We start from the raw sequence: 18851 nt of genomic DNA on the forward strand, positions 1-18851 counted from the left end.
GTGTAACTCTGGCGCCATGTTTACTTAGGCCAACGGAGCAATCATGATGATCTAGTACGCCTGAAACTAAGGGGGAGTCGCAATATGGCTGAGCAACATCCATTCTTCGCGGACTCCACGGTGCTTGCACGGATCGAACAAATCGAAAGTTCACCAGAGAAACAAGCCGTGTTGAATGAGATCAAGGCGGGCATGGTTTCCAGCGTGTCAGAGCAGTACAAGATGCTGTGGATCGGGATTCCTACGCTGGTTATTCTGGTGTTCTGGCTCCGAAATGAAACCGTCATAATGGTGGCACTTGCAGCCCTCATCTATTTTTGGAATAAGCAGCGCACGGCAACCCGAAATAAAACTACGGCGTCGTATGTGGAAAACTTTTTACTCCCAGTGCTTCACGAGGTTATTCCAAACGCGGAAGTTGATTACAACGGCGGCATTGAGAAGCGTATTTTGAAAGTAGTTACTCCAAGAGCGGAGAGCTACTCGCCAAACTGCCACATTATGTTCAATGATGAAAAGCGCACGGAGTTTTGTAATCTGTGGGCCTATCACACGTACGAGGACTCCGACGGTAACACGCGTACCGTGGAGGACTTTAATGGGCAGGTGCTGACCGCCGAGTATCCCACGGGACTGCGCGGCCACATCCGCATCGTACCCACAACTCGCGGACTGTTTGGCAGAGAAAAACAAAAAGGCTATGCCAAAGCCCAGGACGGCGAACTGAAGATCGAGACGGAAGACATTCGGTTCAATGAGACCTTCAATGTCTATTGCACTGACGAGGTCTCCAGCCGCATGCTCTTGAATCCATACCTGCTTAGAACTCTTGTGGAGTATAGGGAAGGCTGCCCAGTTACCGTGACTATGGATGGGCAACGGGTTGCAGTCTCGTTCTACACGAATTCCCATATTCTGAAGCGTCCCTCTAACCGAAAAGAGATTGAAAGCCTTTCTCTTAGCGGTGAATACAAGAAGGTCCAAAATCAACTTGGCCAGTTTTACACGTTGTTAGACAAAGTTAATTCGCAGTTGTGAATGGAGAATCAATGAATTCTGACTTGTATATTTGGATCGCTGTTGCGGTCCTCTTAATGCTGATCGTCTTTTGGTTTATTGCAAAAAGTAACCAGATGTCGCGCTACATAGTCATTATCGAAGAATCGAAGAAGAACGTCGATATTGCTCTCGCTAAGCGGTATGACACGATCTTGGAGATGCTGAAGGTAGCGAAGTCTTACGCGCAGCATGAAGAGAAACTCTTTGTGAACCTTGTGAAACTGCGCCGCGGTGCGTCGGTTGCAGAGATGAACGATGCAATGGCTTCTCAAGACAATGCGCTAAGAAATATTTTTGCAGTGGGGGAGAGCTACCCGCAGATGCTCTCTTCGCAGCAGTTCCTGAATCTCCAAAGTGAGATTGCAAAGGAAAACGACCAGCTCGCTGCTTCGAAACGGATCGTGAACTCGAACATCAGTTTGCTGAACCAGATGGTGGTTACCTTCCCAATCTCGATCGTGGCAGCAATTCGAGGAATCAAGCAGATGGACTTCCTTCGCGAGGACGACGTGGCCTCGAAGAAAGATATCAGCGGCTTCGACTACTCCGTGTAAACAAACCCGAAGTGCAAGCAAAACCCCGCGATCCTATATGATCGCGGGGGAGGAGTGGGCAAGATCAAATCTGCGCGTTTTGGGGTCAAGAGGGGCTCTGTGAGGCGCCCCGTTGCTTGGCCACAAAGCCTGATATGCGCTTTACTTAATCTTTACCTTCGCTTAGCGCCTGTAGGCCACGCCGTTGCGTAACTCGCCGCGGCGAAGCACCTCAAGTTGTTCCTGCAGCAACACTTCGAGTTCTTCTTCAGTGCGACGCTCAAGAAGCATGTCCCAGTGCGTGCGCTGTGGCTTTGCTGGCTTTTCTTCTTCAGGTTCCGCATCGCCAAGGTATTCGGCGGGAGAACCGCAGCGGCATTCCCAGTTTGCTGGCGGCTCAGAATCGATCGACATCGTCACCGCAAAAACGTGCCCATTTTCGCACTGGTAGCGACGCTGCTGGCGATCAGCAAAAACGATGCCATCTTCGGTCTCTAGCGACTTAGCGCCAATCTGCATTCCGCGTAGTGCGCGATCTGCCATCTGTCTTCCTTTCTTCAAACTTGCTCGTAGTCTAAACGCATAAACGCCACCGCTTTGGTAAATATTTCAACTGCGTGCGCGAATCGAGCGGCGTTAGGGCAAAAGACCCTCGACCGTAAAGGTCTCAATCTAATACACTAATCCGATAATGTACATTATGTCATTATTAAATATCGTTTTACGAACCTGAATAAGGTACCTCTACCCCTTTGGTTCTCGCGTAGTGCGAGCGCGTGGAGCTTGCCTTGACCCGTGCCCACTACGAAACCACTTCGCGGTGGCGCTCGGAGCATTCTAGGTCTTCAAGCGTGGCGAATAAATAATAGAATCGAAGAAACAACGTATCGCGTGTTTAGGAACCATAGTGTCATCGATTCTGTTTCGGCTAGCCACCTCCACGGTTAAGCATGCAAAAACGGTGCTTCTTGCCTGGATATTGATCCTGGCCGCGGTTATAGCTGCGATGTTCGGTTTGGGCGGTAAGCTAACGAACGACTTCACTATCCCCGGCACCGAGGGGCAAGATGGCCTGAATGTAATGGCTGAGCGTTTCCCAGAACTGTCTGGAACCGCAGGCCAGGTCATTTTCGGGGCTCCGGAGGGCGGTAACATCTGGGATTATCGGGATGAGATTACCGCTGTGCTCAACCAGGCAAAGAGCATTAAGTACGCGACCGCTGTAGCGGACCCGTTCGATGACTCAATAATGGCTCCCTTGGTGTCAGATGATAATCGTTATGCGATGTCGCAGGTACAGTTCTCATTTGGCCTCGACTCGATTGATGATAACTCCGTATCCGAGCTGGTGAGCATCGCGAAACAGGCAGAGCAAGCCGGGTTGAGTGTGCACGTTGGCGGCCAGATTATGTCGCTCACTGAGATCCCCCTCTCCCCTCTTGAAGCAGTGGGTGTAGCCCTGGCCCTTATGGTTTTATCGGTGGCATTCCGTTCGTTTAAGACGGGTATGGTGCCGATCATTACAGCTCTTTTCGGCGTTGGTATTTCCATGGGAATCACGATGATAGTGGCCGCCTTTGTGCCAATCTCTACCACTACCCCAACGCTTGCTATCATGCTGGGTTTGGCTGTGGGAATCGATTACGCCCTATTTATTGTCTCGCGACATTTAGATCAGCTGGCTGAGGGCTACACCGTCGAAGAGTCGATTCCGCGTGCCATCGCCACCTCGGGTGCCGCCGTGCTTTTTGCGGGGATGACAGTGGTTATTGCGCTGACGGCGCTGTTTGTAGCGGGCATTCCCTTCCTCACAATTATGGGTCTAGCAGCGGCCCTGGCTGTTGCTATCGCGGCGGTGATGGCAGTAACTGGCCTGCCCGCGCTCCTTGCCGTACTTGGAGATCGCCTACGACCTAAGCGGCGAAAGCTAAAGAATGGCGAGGACGAGGCCGATTCGGGGCGTAAACGACACCTGTCTGCATGGTGGGTGAAAACCGTAACCTCGCACCCCTGGCTCACCATTTTGAGCGTTACTGCCTTGGTTGCAGTCATGACTATTCCCGCGCTAAATCTGCGCCTAGCTCTGCCAGATAATGGCGTTGAAGATGAATCCACGATGGCCAGGCAAACTTTTGACCTCGTAGCCGAGGAGTTTGGGCCGGGAGCTAACGGGCCGCTGGTTGTGATTGGTGACATCGTTACTTCGAGGGATCCGCTGGGCCTAATGGCGAGCATGAAGTCCGAAATCGAGCAGATGCCCGGCGTTGATCAGGTACAGCTTTCTACACCTAACCGCAGCGCTGATTTGGGTGTTGTTGTGGTGATCCCCAAGACCGGAGCAGATAGCGTAGAAACCGAACAGCTAGTGCATGCTCTTAGGGATGCAGCGCCTGATTGGGAAGCTAAATACGACATCTCTAACGTGATGGTCACCGGTTCTGCGGCCGTAGCGATCGATGTATCAGAGAAGCTGTACTCTGCGCTACTGCCATTTGGAGCAGTCGTTGTGGGGCTCTCCCTCATCATTTTGCTGATTGTGTTCCGCTCGATTTGGGTGCCGATCAAAGCCACGCTTGGATACGTGTTCTCTGTGGCCGCGGCATTTGGCATGACCACGTGGGTATTCATCGATGGAGTTGGTAACGACCTGCTGCGAATAGGCCAGGTAGGCCCTGTCATTTCCTTCATGCCAATCATGCTCATGGGTGTCCTTTTTGGCTTGGCAATGGACTACGAGCTGTTCTTGGTCTCGCGAATGGCGGAAGACTACGCGCACAGTGGTAACGCGCGAGAGTCCATTCGCACGGGATTCGTGGGCTCGTCCCCGGTGGTTGTGGCCGCAGCCCTCATCATGATGTCTGTGTTCTCCGGCTTTATCCCCGACGGGTCATTCTACGTGCAACCAATCGCATTCGGCCTGTTGGTTGGCGTTGGCGTGGATGCATTCCTGGTACGAATGACGCTGGTGCCCGCCGTCCTTCAACTTCTGGGTGACAAGGCGTGGTACTTGCCGAAGTGGCTGGATCGGATGCTCCCCCATCTCGATGTTGAAGGAACCGGCATGGACCTGCACTTCAAACACGTGGACTGGCAACGCCAATACGGCGAGGTTGTCGCCAGAGCTGAGAATGTGAGCATTGGAGACCGGCGTGGTGACCTTGTAAGCGGCGTAGAACTAGCCGTGCGCCCGGGCGACATTATCCGCTTCACCGGCGATCCGGCGGCTTGTACTGCGATGCTTGCCGCATTTGGAGCCAGGCTCCTCCCCCACACCGGATCGATCTACGTGTTCGATATTTCAAGCCGCGACGAGGCCAGCCGAGTTATTGCACGCAGCGTTTTCCTTGATGACCTGGCTACCCAGATCCCGCAGGTTTCTAAACCCATGTTGTTCCTTGTCAACAGGCCTCTTCGCGAGGTGGAGAAGGCCAGGGTCCAAGAGATCCTCGAGGCGGGCGGCGCTTTGCTGCTCGGGCCGGAAAACACGGATGAATTCGCAAATGAAGACTCATATGAAGTACGCGTTAAGTTGGAGGTGAATGGGTAATGAAACTTACCGGACGAGATATACGGGCCCTCGTGGCCGTAGTGCTACTGCCCATCCTGGCAACGGCGCTTACTCTTTGGTCGCTTCCAGACCGCCCGAACAACTTCAACAAGATTCCCGCCGCGATCGTCAACTTGGACGAGGGCGCCAAAATGGTGGTTGATGGCGAATGGATTACGGTGCCCATCGGGCGCGAGCTGGCCGGGGGCCTCATGTATCCCGATGAGCCGGTCGATCTTAACCTTGATTGGCAACTTGTCACGGAAGAAACTGCGAGAAGCGGGCTTGAATCTGGGCAGTACCAAGCGGTCATCACCATCCCAAAAAACTTTTCAAAGAACGTTACGTCCATTGGGACTACCGCAGCTACTCCCGCACTTATTACCGTGACGTCTAATGACGCGTCATCTGAGCTCATGGGACGCATCTCTGCCCAGATTGCGGCAGTCGCTGCCACCACAATGGGGCACACCCTAACCGAGACGATGCTGGATGAGATCTTCCTTGGCTTTGGCGACATGAAGGATCAATTAGGCCAGGCCGCAGACGGTGCCAAACAGCTAGATGATGGTGTAAACAAGCTTGGCGAGGGAGCCGGCCAGCTCTCCTCGGGCGCGCGCGAACTTGCCGATGGAACCGCACAGCTGGCGGCCGGATTGAACCAGCTGTACGGCGGCGCGAACGAGCTTGCAGGCGGGGTAAGCGAACTGCGCGGCGGTGTGGGTCAGCTTGCCGATGGCGCTGATCAACTGGCTTCGGGCACGAAACAGCTGCGGGATGGGTTCGTGGGGACGAACGCAACTCCCGGGCTGAAATCCGGTATCGACCAGTTGGAGCGAAGCGTCAACGAGCCAGGCGGGCTTGCCGAAGGAACCAGGCAACTCGCCGACGGATCCAAAGAGCTAAGCGAAGGCATAGATCAGCTGGTAGATGGTCTAAACCAGGTGCTCGAACCCCTCGCGCGGATCGAGAACGCGATTCCGGATGGAACCTTGGATAACCTGCCTTCATCCGCAGAGATTACCGCTGAGGTGGAAAAGATCCGTGACGTCATCAAAGACTCACAGAACCTGCTCGATTACGTACGCGGCCTCATCTACGGTACGGACCAGAATATAGGCGCTCTCCCCCGCCTTAGGCAGCTGGCTGCCCAATGCGATGCCACGCAAACTGCGGAGTATTGCGCAGCGCTTAACCAGACTGTGAGTGACCTCGAGCAGGCCCTTGCAAATCTTCCTCAGAACGATCCCAACTTGGATCAGGCGCTTGCCCAGCTGAATGAGCTACTCACCCGGTCCGGAATTAATGAGCTCGTCGATCAGATCGTACAGATCAGTACTCGCATAGAAGAGTTAGTGAAACAACTCCAAGATGCCGGAGGTTTTGCTGGCATTAGCGCAGATCTGGAGAGGCTACGCGAAGGTTCGAGCCAGCTTGCTGCAGGTATTGCCCAGCTGCGCGACGGGGTGAACGGTACGCCCGGTAGCCTCGGAATGTCGCAGGCGCTTAGTCAGCTCTCCGATGGCGCGGCAAAACTTCAAAGTGGCCTCGATGGAACGCCAGGCCAGCTCGGCCTCGTGGATGGTGCCAGCCAGCTTGCCGCCGGCCTGAGGCTCTTAAATCCCGGCCTTATTCAGCTCGAAGACGGAACGTGGCAACTGGCGCGGGGCGCGGGGCAAAGCTCAAGCGGAGCGGGCCAGCTGGCAGGAGGAACCGATCAACTTGCCGGGGGCACTAGCGAGCTTTACGCAGGTATCGGGCAGCTGATAGAGGGTACCTCGCGCTTCGCCACCGAGCTTGAGGGCGGCGTCAATCAGGTACCTAGCTACACAGATGCTGAGCGCACGCGCATTGTGAATGTGGGGGCGATTCCGATCCGGTCTGAAAATGCTGCCCTTTACAAGACGAGTGAAGCCAACACGCTATTCCCATGGGACGCAGCGATAGTGTTGTGGTTGGGAGCGTTTGCTACGTATTTAGCAATGCCCGGTTTGCGCCGTCGGGAACTAGCTTCTTCAGTCGCGCCCGTGCGGGTGGCCTGGAATTCGCTTCGCCCGGCGTTAGTGTTCGCATTGGTACAAGCCATTGGTGTTGCGATTATTGCTGGTTTGTTCGGTGTTTCTCCAAAGAGCTTCGCTTTAACCTCAATCATTATGGCCATTGGAGTAGTTTCTTTCACCGCAATCAATCAGGCACTCCTCGCTGTTTTTGGAGCGCGCGTGGGGCGCATAGTGGCGTTACTGTTCCTAGTGGTACAGGTGGTCTCGCTTGGAGGACTCATTCCGATCCAGACCGCACCTAGTGCGTTCCAAATGATTTCTGGATTGCTGCCGCTATCCGCCCTCATGAACGGTCTAACCCACACCGTAGTTGGCGGTAACCTAACCAGTATCGTGGCAACGGCCATCCCCCTCCTGCTCTGGGGCCTGGTGTCATTCCTGTTTAGCGCGATTGCTGCTAGGAAGGCGCGCAGGCTAGACGTAGCCCAACTGCGCCGGCAGTATGCAGAAGCTTAGCCGGCACAGAATAAAGTTTTGGGGTGGAACAGTTTGATCTGTTCCACCCCAAAACTTCGAAGATATTTTAAGAAGCGTTACGGCGAGCGCGCCTTGCCTTGGCAAGCTCATCTTCAACCGGAAGAACCGGCTCGGCCTCCTCACTAGGAAGCTCAGCTAGCGAGCCCTCGATCTCGCGCCAAACGTGACCAACTGCGATACCAAACACGCCCTGACCGCCCTCGATTAGGTCAATCATCTCGTCACGTGAGCGGCACTCGTAAACCGAAGCCCCATCGCTCATAAGAGTGATTGAAGCGAGGTCGTCCACCCCTCTGTCTTTCAAGTGCGTTACAGCAGTACGAATCTGCTGCAGCGAGACGCCGGTGTCCAAAAGGCGCTTCACCACTTTCAGCACGAGGATGTCGCGGAACGAATAAAGCCTTTGTGAACCCGAGCCCTGTGCCGTGCGAATAGACGGTTCCACAAGGCCAGTGCGCGCCCAGTAATCCAACTGGCGGTAAGTTATGCCAGCCGCCTGACAGGCGATGCGACCGCGGTATCCGGTTTCGGGCGTGAGGTGCGCGAGGACGTCGCCAAACAGCATGCCCTGCCGGGCCGTAGCGGCTCCATTATCTGGTACCAACTGAATATCTCCTCGCGACTATTAGGTTGATGGTCAAACTGAGATCAACGCTAGAACGGAATAAGCGCGGCGTCAATAAAACGCGCGGCGCGCCTTACCTTCAAGTTTAACTTGAGACTATTTTGTTATCGAATTCGTCTAACTATCTGAAAGTTTATCGATTGCCATGCGCAAAAACTCGCGATGCAGATCGGCTGTCAGTTCTGCAATCTCAGCACTCCTGGCTCGTGCCCGTTCAATATCTGAGGCGCGACCTCGTGCTCGAAGTGGCTGCACCGTAGTGTCGATGATATCCGCATGTCTCTCGGCAGCTTGGCGCACCGTGCGAAGGTTGCGCGGGCTGATCCCCTCGTTGCGGATCTGCAGCAGAAGTTCAACTACCTTTACAGATTTTGCGCGGAAGTACCCACTCAGGTCCGGAGAGAGCAAGCCAAGCGTGGTGAATTCCTCGATCTCTGCCTTTGAGGCGCCCGTAAGGTCACAAAGTTCACGAACCGAAACATGCTCGCGCGAGGGTACCTTAGTTACGCCCTTGTCGGACACAACCCTTGCGGTAGGCATCCGGTCGATCTCGTGACCCGCGTCGAGCGCGGCAAGTTGCTCGCGTATAACGCGAAGCGGGCGGTAAGAGTCACGTTGCTCCGTCAGAATGAAACGCAGCCGTTTTATGTCTGCGCTGGAGTATTTCCGGTACCCGGAATCAGTACGTTCAGGCTCAAGCAGGCCTTCCGATTCTAGATACCGGATTTTAGACACCGTGAGTGCAGGAAACTCGGGCTTAACCTGTTCGGTTACCTGACCAATAGAAAACCTTGCCTCATGAGAAACATCACGAGGCCAAGATATTGGTGTCTCATTTTCTAAACGGAGTCGTTTTGCGCTCATGAAGCTTTGTTCGATGGGTGGTACGTAAGGCGGTACTTGCCAACTTGTACTTCGTCGCCCGTGTGTAACTCGGCACTCTCAGTGCGTTCGCGGTTAACATAGGTGCCGTTCAAAGAGCCGGAATCGCGCACAAAGAAGCCCTCGTCAACGGCGCGGAATTCACAGTGACGGCGCGAGACGGTGACGTCGTCAAGGAAAATATCAGCCTTTGGGCTTCGTCCTGCAGTAGTTACCTCTTTGTCGAGGAGGAAACGAGCACCGGAGTTTGGACCACGTTGAACGATGAGGAGAGCCGAACCGTACGGTAGCGCGTCTACCGCGGCTTGATCGGCTGCCGAAAGCGGACGGCGAGTAAACGGTTCTGTGGGTTCACTTGGCGTGTCCAATGCGCCAAAAATGGCGGTTTCATTGGGATCTGGCGTGTTGTTTAGGGACATCGCCTTCTCCTTCGTCGACGGGGATCGAATATCTATCCTTCAAGTTTAGTTCCGTTGGAACAAGTTATCCACCACACGGCAGCGCTACTCGACGGGCTTAGCGTAGCGGTATGTCTTGGGGGCAACCGTCGAATCTATCTCGATGTCATCTACACGCGTGATTTCTACGGTTGCATCTGACGCGCGAAGTTGCGAGGTGGCGCCGCGGGCGATGTCTAGGGCCGGCTGTATAGTGTCCGCATCGCCAATCACCCTCCACGTGTATGGAGCCTTCAGCTCAGTCCCAGAAAGACTCAAGACGCCGTCATCGTCCGACGTAATGAAGGATGTGGCCACAATCCGATTCCCGTTCAATTCGATAGCTTCCGCCCCCGAGTTGCGAAGTTCGCCCAGCATAGTGACGAACTTTTGGGCAGGAATCGGACTGCTCCCCTGGTTCACAACGATCTCGAGCCCGGGCCCGTGCACGGGTGTGGTTCCGCCAAGGATGCGAGCAAGTTCACGCTCCTTCTCGGCGGCTTCCACGGCTGCTTGTCCTTGGGAATGGGCCGATTGTAACTTGTAGATTTGGTCGGTCAACTCAGCCTTTTCGTCGCGTAGCTGGCTTTCGGCAGCGGTTAGTTGGTCAAGCAGTAACACCAGCTCGTCTTCATTCAGGCCGTCAAGTGGATCCGATCGTTGGATCTTAATTTGTGCCACAAACGCAAATCCCAAACTGAACAGTAGCAAGCCGATAAGCAGGTGAATGGGACGAAACCTCACTGTTAGGAGGTCGCGTAGGCGGCGCTTTGATAAGTCTCTTTCTCTCACGGTTAAGCCCCAAAAATGTGGCGACGTATCGCAGCTGCGTTAGAGAAAATTCGGATACCTAGAACAACCACGATTGCCGTTGTCATTGCGGCTCCCACACCCAGTTGCGCGCCTACCAGCACCAGCAGGGCGGCGATGAGCACGTTCCAAAAGAACGAGGTGATGAACACGCGATCAGAGAACTTGCCCTCAAACCAGGCGCGCGCACCGCCGAGGAGCGCGTCCATCGCTGCCACGACGGCGATGGGAAGGTACGGTTGGAGCGCGTACGGAATGGTCGGGTCAAGAAGAATACCAAGGATAATTCCGAGGACTAGGCCAAGTATTGCGATCATTGCTGCTCCTGTTGAACGATCTCGGTAAGGCTCGCGCCCCGAACGCTAGCTGGGCGCAAGGCGATTTTTTCCTCCGCCTGAATTGATGTTTTAATGCCGTATTTTGAGTCCAGTGTAGACAGATAGGCCGCTACCCCACCGGATTTTAGCTGGAGTTCAAGTGCCTCACGGTCTCCGATGGCGCGAATACTGTATGGCGCCACTACGGGTTGGAAATTAACCAAGATGGCGCCACCCGCGGTGCGCACAGCAGTGGTCGGTCCCACTCGAACCCCATTTATCTCCACGCCTTCTGCGCCACCTGCCCAAAGGGCGTTGATGATGTAGCGCAGGTCGGTATCCAAAACTCTCTCGACAGATTCTGCCCCCTCGCGTTCACTAACCGTGACTTGGATGCCACTGCCTTCGATCTCTTCCAGCTGTGCGCTTTGTGCCGCTGGTTGATCTGCAGTAACCGTGTCCTTTAAGTCAGCGGATAAGAGAGCTATTCGAGCCGCGTCCTCCGCGTTGGCAACCTCTAGTTGATTGACAATGTCTTGCTGGCGAGCAACCTGCTCACTGAGGTTGCTGCGCGTTTTCTCCTGTGTAGTTTTATGGCCGATTAGGTTCTTCACCGCGATGGTCACGCAGAAGGCAAGCACCATTGCGAGCAAGAGGGCGATGACCGTCTCAAATGGGCGGCGCGGCGTTTTGCGAGACTCAGATGATCCGCCCACGCCATAGTTGAGCGGGTCAAAAAGGAGGCCGCCTAGCTGGGACGACGGCTGCGTTAATGCCCGATTATCCTCGGCCGCGTGATCTACGGATTCTACTTCGTCAGCCATTTGGTTTGGATCCTGAAACTGCGTTCCAAATTATCGGCTGCCTCGCGCATGAGACGCACAAGAGCTACCGGCGCGTTCTCGTTTGCGCTCACCCACCACGAAGCCATGTACCGTAGCGCTGCCGCCTCCTCGGGACTGCCCGCATCGATCACGGAAGGGTAAGCACCCGCAATGAAGCGCCTTCCCATACCGATCGTGTGAGAGTCCCAATAATGCGCTGCAAGATCAAAAAAGTCGCCTGCGAAACCGGTTGCACCGTGACCTAGCGATCCTGCATTTAGACCGGCCAGCATAGCGCTCATCTTTTCGTTGGCGAGATCTTCTTCAAGAATCCGCGTCCAGGTCTTCTGGCGCTCGATGCGACCCGGAAGCGCTGAGATTGCTTGTAGCGCAAACACTTCAGCTTCACCGGAAGGATCAGTTTTCAGATACGCCTTCACATCTTCTCTAGTAATTGCCCCTAGAGCAGCGAGGGTAATTCGGGCCCGCCACGCAAGATTTGGACCAACTGTTAGGAGGGGTGAATTAGCGGCCGCAAGGTCATGCAAGAACTGCATCTGATCCTCACCCGGCGAACCGGCGATATTCAAAGCACGAGTTGCGGCAAGTGCCCATTCGCGCTTGCGATCTTCGGCGTCCGACCGTCCAATAGCGTTGATCGCGTAGTTGGCAAAACTATTTGCCTCCAGTTTTCGCTCTGGCGTGGCCATGTAGTACAGGAGAGCTTCGAGAGCGTTGCCGATTAGGTCACCGGCAACCGCGTCATCTTCTTCGAACGGCACCTGACTCGCCACCGCATTCACGTAGTCGCGTGGATTTATCTTTGCTGCCCGCACGCCCGCCCACAGCGCTGACCAAAGCACTGCGCGTGAGGTTGGATTTGCAATCGTAGAGACGAAGCGAAGCGCGGTTGTTACCTCGTTCTCATCCAGTTCAACAAGCGCGTACGTTAGATCATCATCATTTGCGAGGACGAGGTCATAGTTCCCGGCAGTTTCGAGCGGGAGGGATGATCCAGTGAGCGTGACCTCCTCGATCCCCACGCGCACCAAATTATCGCCCGTCAGCTCATAGAAGCCGACATTTACCCGGTGAGGGCGCAGCGCCTCCTGCCCAGTGATCGCGTCCATGGAATGCTGCTCCAGTATGAAACCGTCTTTACCTCGGCGAATACGCAGAGTTGAAGGGCCGGTGGTCTCTAGCCATGCCTTTGCCCAACCCTGGAGATTATCGCGACCGGAGGCTTCCTCGAGCGCCTCTAAAAAGTCTTGCATCCGGGTTGCTCCGAACGCGTGTTTCTTAAAGTATTCACGGGCGCCGGTAAAGAAAGCTTCTTTCCCTACATAGGCAACCAGCTGTTTAAGCACAGCCGCACCCTTAGCGTAGGTAATTCCATCGAAGTTGTTCTTTGCCGCTTCAACGTCAGGAATGTCGGCTGCGATTGGGTGGGTGGTGGGTAGCTGATCCTGCTTGTATGCCCATTCTTTCCGGCCGGAAGCGAATGTGGCCCACTCGGTGTCGAACTGGGTATTCTCTGTTAATCCCATTGACCCCTGGTTGTCCGCAAAGGACTCCTTCAGCCATAGATCATCCCACCACCTTGGGGTTACGAGGTCTCCAAACCACATGTGGCACATCTCGTGGAAAATGACGTTGGCGCGAGATTGGCGTGCGGCTCTCGTGGGCGTGTCGCGAGAAATCATCTTCTCGTTGAAGGTCACACAACCCGGGTTCTCCATAGCCCCAAGATTATATTCGGGTACAAAAACCTGGTCGTACTTGCCCCACGGATATGTGAAGCCGTAATGCTCGTGATAGAAATCAAGACCCTGGCGCGTCACAGTCAAGACGTCTTCGGCATCCAAGTACTGCGCAAGAGACGCACGGCAGTAAACACCCAAACTAATGTTGGCGTGGCCACCGTCGGCGGCTCCCCCACTCCAGGTGCCTCCATCAACGCGAGCGTATGGGCCGGCAACCACCGCAGTGATGTAGGACGAGAGCGGTGGCGTGCGTTTGAACGTTACCTCCGCCAGCTCGCCAACCGCATTACGGGACTGTTCGGGCTGGTTAGATAGAATTATCCAATCCGAGGGAGCCTTAACACTGAACTGCCAGCGGAGCTTCAGATCGGGTTGGTCAAAGCAGGCCCATGCGCGGCGCGCATCCGTGGGCTCAAACTGCGTGTAGAGGTAGGTAGCGCCATCCTCTGGATCGATGTAGCGATGCAGGCCTTCCCCGGTTGTCGAGTAGTAGCAATGCGACTCAATTTCTAAACTCACTGGGCTATCCGTTGGAAGGTCTTTCACCAAGACCCGCGTATCCGTCACCTCGTAGTTTGCAGGCGCACCATTAACGCGCACTTCCTCAACACTCTTCGCAACAAGATCGACAAAAACGGATGAGGATTTCGTCTCAAATCGAATCGTTGATTTCGAGAAAAATGCCTCTTCACCAGATTTTGCATTTGAAAGGTCGATGTAAACATCAATCTCGTCCGGTATTACGTTGGCGCTTCGTTCCAGCGCTTCTTCACGGGTCAAAGTCTCCACTGCCTCAGTGTATCGAAGGCGGCCACCAAACCGTTACTGGCATGAATCGACATCCCAGTAAAACATGCGTGGGACTGACAATGTGGGGAGTAGCCCACATCCGCCTGGCCGATTAGGCATGTGAGTAATCATTCGGTTAGAATCGTTGTTGCTGAAAAGCACGGGCTGTGGCGCAGCTTGGTAGCGCACTTGACTGGGGGTCAAGGGGTCGTGGGTTCAAATCCCGCCAGCCCGACGATGTAAATCCCGCGACAATGCAGTAATGTCTCGGGGTTTTTAATACCTATCCCCTCCCACAGCGTCCTTTTAGATTGGTGTTAAATGGCTGGTCGCGGCGTAGTAGTTTCGCTTCTCTCCTCGGTCATGTTTGCAGCTATCCATTTGTGGCTGGACAACTACCAGCTTTGTCAGGCACACAGGTATGGGCCTGGCGCATAGTGTTCACGGTTCCAGGAATTCTCTTCTTACTTGCGGTAAGCGGCCGTTGGTTTTGGTTTTCTGGCGAGCTCAAGCGCGTAATCTCGGCCCCCAAAAAACTACTGGCATACGCATTTAATGCGCCAATGTTGGCATCCCAAATGTTCCTTTTCGGATGGGCACCCCAAACCGGTAACACGTTAGCTCTATCAATGGGCTACTTCTTGATGCCCCTGGTAGTGGTTCTGTTTGGCAGAGTGATTTTTAAAGAACGCCTCTCTCCCATCACGTTTATTGCAACCCTCGTCGCGTGCGCCGCGGTGGTGTTCGAAGTGATCCGAGGAGGCGGATTAGGCTGGGTCACGGTTTATGTTGCGGTGGGATACCCAATCTACTTTGTGCTTCGCCGTATTTTTGAAACTGATGGCGTGGGCGCCCTCACCTGGGAAATGGCACTGGCGATGCCCCTCGCGATTTATGCAGCATCACGACAAAACGGCGTGAGCGTTGCATTTTCGCACCTTCCTGCCGCAATCCTACTTTTGACACTGGGCGGATTATCCGTATTTGCCCTCATCTCTTAGGTGATGGCCGCAAAACTTTTGCCGTACGCGGTATTCGGTTTACTGTCTTACGTTGAACCGATCTTGGTCACCGTCGTTGCAACCCTGCTGGGCGAGCGCATTGAGGGCCTCGAATGGGTTACCTACATCGGGATTTGGCTCGCTGTGGTAATCCTTGGCCTAGATGGCGTGCGCGCCATTATACGCAGGAAATCCTGGGCTGTGCCCGCGGCGCGGCCATGGCGACGCCGGCGGCCTCGAAAATCCAAGAATGAGGCGCATTCTTGGCGCAGGTTCCGCAAAACTTCAGCGAACACGCTGGTGGATCCGGGCGCGCCTGATGCAACCGCCATTCCCATTCCGAATGAGTGGAACGAGAATGGCGCGGCCCAAACAGACTAGCTGGAGCCCTACCGGCGCTTCTTTTCGCGCACCCGCACACTGATTTTGATTGGGGTGCCCTCGAAGCCAAAGGTTTCACGCAGACGGCGTTCAATGAAGCGGCGGTAGCCAGGATCAAGGAACCCGGTTGTGAAGATCACGAACCTGGGCGGACGGGCAGATACCTGCGTTGCAAATAGGATGCGCGGCTGCTTTCCACCGCGCACCGGGTGGGGCGTGGCCGCAACGAGCTCTCCCAGGAACGAGTTCAGCTTTGCCGTAGAAATGCGCATGTCCCAAGAGCGTAGCGACGTGTCCAGTGCCCGCACGATTCGGTTCGTGTGCCATCCGGTGAGCGCGGACAGATTTATGCGCGGAGCCCACGCAACGTGTGCAAGGTCGCGTTCTTGCTCATGTTGAAGGTCAAGCCGGCGATCCTCATCAACCAAATCCCACTTGTTGTTAACGATTACGAGGGCGCGACCCGAATCAAGCGCTGCTTGCACGATTCGCACGTCCTGCTCGGATAGCGGCTCGGTGGCATCCAGTAGAACCATGGCTACCTCGGCCTTTTCAATCGCGGCCTGGGTACGAATGGAGGCGTAGTAGTCAGCGCCCGACGTGCGGTGCATCTTGCGACGGATGCCAGCAGTGTCAACAAACCACCATTGGCGTCCGGCCATCTCGATAAGTTCGTCAACCGGGTCTCTGGTTGTGCCTGCGGTGTTATCAACAACCACGCGGTTTTCCCCGGCCAACTGGTTCAACAAAGAAGATTTACCCACATTTGGGCGCCCAATTAGTGCCACGCGGCGCGGGCCACCTTCGGGTAGTTTTTGCGCGACAGCGGATTCTTCGGGAAGAATCTTCATAACTGCATCGAGCACGTCACCGGCTCCCCGGCCATGCAACGCTGATACAGGGAAAGGTTCGCCGAGCCCAAGGTTCCAAAGTGCGTAGGCATCCGGCTCTTGTGCAGCCGAATCAACCTTATTGGCAGCGAGTACCACGGGTTTGCCAGAACGACGAAGGATCTTCACGATCCGCTCGTCCGTATCCGTGATGCCAACATTTGCGTCTACAACAAACAGCACCGCGTCCGACATCTCGATTGCGATTTCAGCCTGCTGCGCAACGGAACGATCCAGGCCGCGCACGTCAATTTCCCAGCCGCCGGTGTCCACCAGTGTAAAGTCGCGTCCGTTCCAGTTTGCGGGGTAAGAAACACGGTCACGCGTGACTCCAGGAGTGTCTTGAACAACCGCAGCACGGCGTTGCAAAATCCGGTTCACAAGTGTTGATTTACCAACATTTGGGCGTCCCACAATGGCTAAAACAGGATTGCCGGAGGTCGAGGTTTCTAACTCTTCAAAGGGAAGCTCACCTTCCAGCACATTCTGGTCTTCGTCGTAAAGCTCATAGTTTGAGAGGGCAACGCGCATAGCGCGAACGCGGGCATTGTCAGCTTCAGCTTGCTCGGCTCGTTGCGCAAGATTCTGCCCCACGTAGTCAAGCACAAGCTGAAGAGTCTGCTGGGCATCAAGAGCGGACGAATCAACCAGGATCTGGCCTTCAGTGGCCTCCTGAAAGTTTACCACCGTAGAATCTTTAGCGTCTCGTCCAACAACCTCGGTGCGCATGGATTCAATGGCGGCCTCGTCCACACCCTCACCTAGCAACTGCACTGCGCGACGTTTCATCCGGGCCTCAGCCGAAGCAGTAAGTAGCAGGCGCACATCCGCATCGGGTGCCACCACAGTGGTGATATCCCGGCCTTCGGTAACCATGCCATTGCCGGATTGGCGGGCCGCATTGATAATTTCGCGCTGCTGGCGCACAAGCGACTCACGCACGTCCAGATTTGTGGCAGCTTTTGAGACTTCCTTGGAAATACGGGACTCGCGGATTTGTTCCGTGACGTCAGTATCCCCCACGGTTACACGGAAATCATCGGGCGAGGTGGTGATGGACAAGGGGAACGAGTCTGCCGCACCAGCTACAGCGGCGCGATCGTCCAGGGGTAGACCGGCGTCCAGACAGTACCACGTGAGCGCACGGTACATCGCTCCGGTATCGAGGTAACCAATGCCAAGCGCGCGCGCCAATGCACGAGCAACGGTTGATTTGCCCGATCCGGAGGGTCCATCGATAGCAACAGACAGCCCAAACTCGCTAATCAGCGCCTTCATTTGCTCTACGCTCATGTTTGCTGTTTCCTCCACGTTTCCTCCCAGCTCACTGGTTAACGATGCGCCAGCCGCGCATTTCAAGTTCTTTTTCGGCTTCTTTAGCTACAGTCGGGTTTACAAAAATTTGGGCCAGACCAACGCGCTGGTGTGCGGAATGATCCATGGTGAGGTCTTCAATGTTGATTCCGGCCGCACCCAGTTCGGTGAAAAGTCGGCCGAGCTCACCCGGCTTGTCAGGAATAAGTACTTCCACGATAGCCCAGCGCCGCTGCACTCCCCCGTGCTTTCCAGGAATTCGCGAAACGCCCTCGTTACCCTGCGATATGGCAGTGTTTATAGCGGCAACGGATCCGGTAGCGCCAAAGCCTGCGGCAGCACCCGATTCAAGTCCGCGAACGAGGTCATCTAGTTCCCGCTGGTACTCGCGCAATACATCCACCACGGGGCCGCAGTTACCTGACACGATCGACGTCCACAGACGCGGCTCGGAAGCCGCGATGCGAGTGGTATCACGCAGGCCCTGGCCAACTAGGCTGAGCTCATCCTCTGTGGCATTGCGAAGCCGGGAGGCGAGTAAGGACGAGACTAGCTGTGGCACGTGCGAAACAATAGCCACTCCCCGATCATGCTCTTGCGCGTTCATTTCCAACACGGTGGCGCCAAGGTCCACCGCAAGGTTGCGGACAACTACGCGCGCCTGAGGAGAGCAGGTTGGGTGGTGAATCACTGCCCACGGACGCCCCACAAACAGGTCCCGGTCCGCAGCTGCAACGCCGGATCTTTCCCGACCTGCCATGGGGTGCGATGGGACGTAACGCGATGCATCAACACCAGCGGCTTCAACTTCCTCCAAAATAATCGACTTCACCGAAGCCACGTCAGTCACTACCGCATCTGGGTGTGTCTTCAGTGCCTTCACAACACAATCTGCAGTTACATCGGGGGGTACTGCAACAATAACCAGTGCAGGTTGTGGGCTAGATGGCGTGTATTCCTCGCCTGCACCAATATCGCGGGCCAAGGCTAGTGACACGGGAGAAATATCTTGGAGGAATACTTGTACACCCGCAGCTTTTAGAGCCAGCGCTGCGGATCCTCCCAGCAGGCCGGAGCCAATCACAAGCACCGGCCCCGTCGTTTGGATGGGCCGGCCGTCCGGGTTGGTTGAAATCTGCACG

Annotated in this window: 16 protein-coding genes and 1 tRNA gene; 7 read left to right on the plus strand and 10 right to left on the minus strand. The window is 55.2% G+C overall.

The annotated features are described in order from the left end of the window. Positions 1-84 precede the first annotated feature (84 nt). Positions 85-1038, plus strand: a complete 954-nt coding sequence (locus tag HMPREF1628_RS03065) for a DUF3137 domain-containing protein (protein WP_034507718.1) — start codon at positions 85-87, stop codon at positions 1036-1038. Positions 1039-1049: 11 nt separating this feature from the next. Beyond that, positions 1050-1613: a LemA family protein gene (locus tag HMPREF1628_RS03070; protein ID WP_034507720.1), complete on the plus strand. Its 564-nt coding sequence runs from the start codon at positions 1050-1052 to the stop codon at positions 1611-1613. Positions 1614-1775: 162 nt separating this feature from the next. On the opposite strand, the gene HMPREF1628_RS03075 is transcribed toward HMPREF1628_RS03070, so the two are convergent. Further along, complete coding sequence (locus HMPREF1628_RS03075) at positions 1776-2135, minus strand: RNA polymerase-binding protein RbpA (protein ID WP_034507723.1); 360 nt, start codon at positions 2133-2135, stop codon at positions 1776-1778. A 364-nt stretch (positions 2136-2499) separates the two neighbouring features. On the opposite strand from HMPREF1628_RS03075, the gene HMPREF1628_RS03080 reads away from it, so the two are divergent. Together HMPREF1628_RS03080 and HMPREF1628_RS03085 are read left to right on the plus strand one after the other, a co-directional pair. Beyond that, positions 2500-5139, plus strand: a complete 2640-nt coding sequence (locus HMPREF1628_RS03080; RefSeq protein ID WP_052038820.1) for an MMPL family transporter — start codon at positions 2500-2502, stop codon at positions 5137-5139. Further along, positions 5139-7655, plus strand: coding sequence for a YhgE/Pip domain-containing protein (locus HMPREF1628_RS03085; RefSeq protein WP_034507726.1), 2517 nt, complete (start codon positions 5139-5141; stop codon positions 7653-7655). The genes HMPREF1628_RS03080 and HMPREF1628_RS03085 overlap by 1 nt, the downstream gene beginning before the upstream one ends. A gap of 67 nt (positions 7656-7722) precedes the next feature. Here HMPREF1628_RS03085 and HMPREF1628_RS03090 read toward each other — a convergent pair whose 3' ends face one another. From HMPREF1628_RS03090 to pepN, 7 genes are all read right to left on the minus strand, one after another. Further along, on the minus strand, positions 7723-8241 hold the full coding sequence (locus HMPREF1628_RS03090) for a MerR family transcriptional regulator (RefSeq protein WP_034507728.1): 519 nt from the start codon (positions 8239-8241) through the stop codon (positions 7723-7725). Positions 8242-8418: 177 nt separating this feature from the next. Beyond that, complete coding sequence (gene ftsR / locus HMPREF1628_RS09245) at positions 8419-9165, minus strand: transcriptional regulator FtsR (protein ID WP_052038821.1); 747 nt, start codon at positions 9163-9165, stop codon at positions 8419-8421. Then, on the minus strand, positions 9162-9602 hold the full coding sequence (locus tag HMPREF1628_RS03100; RefSeq protein ID WP_034507730.1) for an FHA domain-containing protein: 441 nt from the start codon (positions 9600-9602) through the stop codon (positions 9162-9164). Before HMPREF1628_RS03100 ends, ftsR begins: the two co-directional genes overlap by 4 nt. 84 nt (positions 9603-9686) lie before the next feature. Further along, positions 9687-10301 (minus strand): DUF881 domain-containing protein, encoded by a 615-nt coding sequence (locus HMPREF1628_RS03105; RefSeq protein WP_232219365.1) that lies wholly within the window; start codon positions 10299-10301, stop codon positions 9687-9689. A gap of 113 nt (positions 10302-10414) precedes the next feature. After that, positions 10415-10747 (minus strand): small basic family protein, encoded by a 333-nt coding sequence (locus HMPREF1628_RS03110; RefSeq protein ID WP_034507735.1) that lies wholly within the window; start codon positions 10745-10747, stop codon positions 10415-10417. After that, a complete protein-coding gene (locus HMPREF1628_RS08610) occupies positions 10744-11571 on the minus strand; it encodes a DUF881 domain-containing protein (RefSeq protein ID WP_052038822.1) in 828 nt (275 codons plus the stop codon). The genes HMPREF1628_RS03110 and HMPREF1628_RS08610 overlap by 4 nt, the downstream gene beginning before the upstream one ends. After that, the gene (gene pepN, locus HMPREF1628_RS03120; RefSeq protein ID WP_034507737.1) at positions 11556-14123 is read right to left on the minus strand and encodes an aminopeptidase N; all 2568 of its coding nucleotides are present in this window, start codon (positions 14121-14123) and stop codon (positions 11556-11558) included. The genes HMPREF1628_RS08610 and pepN overlap by 16 nt, the downstream gene beginning before the upstream one ends. Before the next feature lie 161 nt (positions 14124-14284). Between pepN and HMPREF1628_RS03125 the strand changes: the two genes are divergently transcribed. From HMPREF1628_RS03125 to HMPREF1628_RS09080, 3 genes are all read left to right on the plus strand, one after another. Then, a tRNA-Pro gene (locus HMPREF1628_RS03125) sits at positions 14285-14358 on the plus strand. Between the two features lie 148 nt (positions 14359-14506). Beyond that, positions 14507-15124 (plus strand): EamA family transporter, encoded by a 618-nt coding sequence (locus tag HMPREF1628_RS09075; protein ID WP_232219366.1) that lies wholly within the window; start codon positions 14507-14509, stop codon positions 15122-15124. After that, entirely contained in the window at positions 15125-15505 is a 381-nt protein-coding gene (locus tag HMPREF1628_RS09080) for a hypothetical protein (RefSeq protein WP_052040791.1), read from the plus strand. Positions 15506-15513: 8 nt separating this feature from the next. Here HMPREF1628_RS09080 and der read toward each other — a convergent pair whose 3' ends face one another. Beyond that, on the minus strand, positions 15514-17688 hold the full coding sequence (gene der / locus HMPREF1628_RS03135) for a bifunctional cytidylate kinase/GTPase Der (RefSeq protein WP_084703191.1): 2175 nt from the start codon (positions 17686-17688) through the stop codon (positions 15514-15516). Positions 17689-17719: 31 nt separating this feature from the next. Further along, positions 17720-18850, minus strand: coding sequence for a prephenate dehydrogenase (locus HMPREF1628_RS03140; RefSeq protein ID WP_034507740.1), 1131 nt, complete (start codon positions 18848-18850; stop codon positions 17720-17722). Position 18851 lies beyond the last annotated feature (1 nt).

The organism is Actinomyces sp. S4-C9 (assembly GCF_000758775.1).
Lineage (GTDB): Bacteria > Actinomycetota > Actinomycetes > Actinomycetales > Actinomycetaceae > Gleimia > Gleimia europaea.

What these genes read in the sequence shown, in the direction of transcription:
- HMPREF1628_RS03065 (WP_034507718.1), top strand. Translation starts at nt 85, where the DNA reads ATGGCTGAGCAACATCCATTCTTCGCGGACTCCACGGTGCTTGCACGG.
- HMPREF1628_RS03070 (WP_034507720.1), top strand. Translation starts at nt 1,050, where the DNA reads ATGAATTCTGACTTGTATATTTGGATCGCTGTTGCGGTCCTCTTAATG.
- HMPREF1628_RS03075 (WP_034507723.1), bottom strand. Translation starts at nt 2,135, where the DNA reads ATGGCAGATCGCGCACTACGCGGAATGCAGATTGGCGCTAAGTCGCTA.
- HMPREF1628_RS03085 (WP_034507726.1), top strand. Translation starts at nt 5,139, where the DNA reads ATGAAACTTACCGGACGAGATATACGGGCCCTCGTGGCCGTAGTGCTA.
- HMPREF1628_RS03090 (WP_034507728.1), bottom strand. Translation starts at nt 8,241, where the DNA reads ATGCTGTTTGGCGACGTCCTCGCGCACCTCACGCCCGAAACCGGATAC.
- ftsR (WP_052038821.1), bottom strand. Translation starts at nt 9,165, where the DNA reads ATGAGCGCAAAACGACTCCGTTTAGAAAATGAGACACCAATATCTTGG.
- HMPREF1628_RS03100 (WP_034507730.1), bottom strand. Translation starts at nt 9,602, where the DNA reads ATGTCCCTAAACAACACGCCAGATCCCAATGAAACCGCCATTTTTGGC.
- HMPREF1628_RS03110 (WP_034507735.1), bottom strand. Translation starts at nt 10,747, where the DNA reads ATGATCGCAATACTTGGCCTAGTCCTCGGAATTATCCTTGGTATTCTT.
- HMPREF1628_RS08610 (WP_052038822.1), bottom strand. Translation starts at nt 11,571, where the DNA reads ATGGCTGACGAAGTAGAATCCGTAGATCACGCGGCCGAGGATAATCGG.
- der (WP_084703191.1), bottom strand. Translation starts at nt 17,688, where the DNA reads ATGAGCGTAGAGCAAATGAAGGCGCTGATTAGCGAGTTTGGGCTGTCT.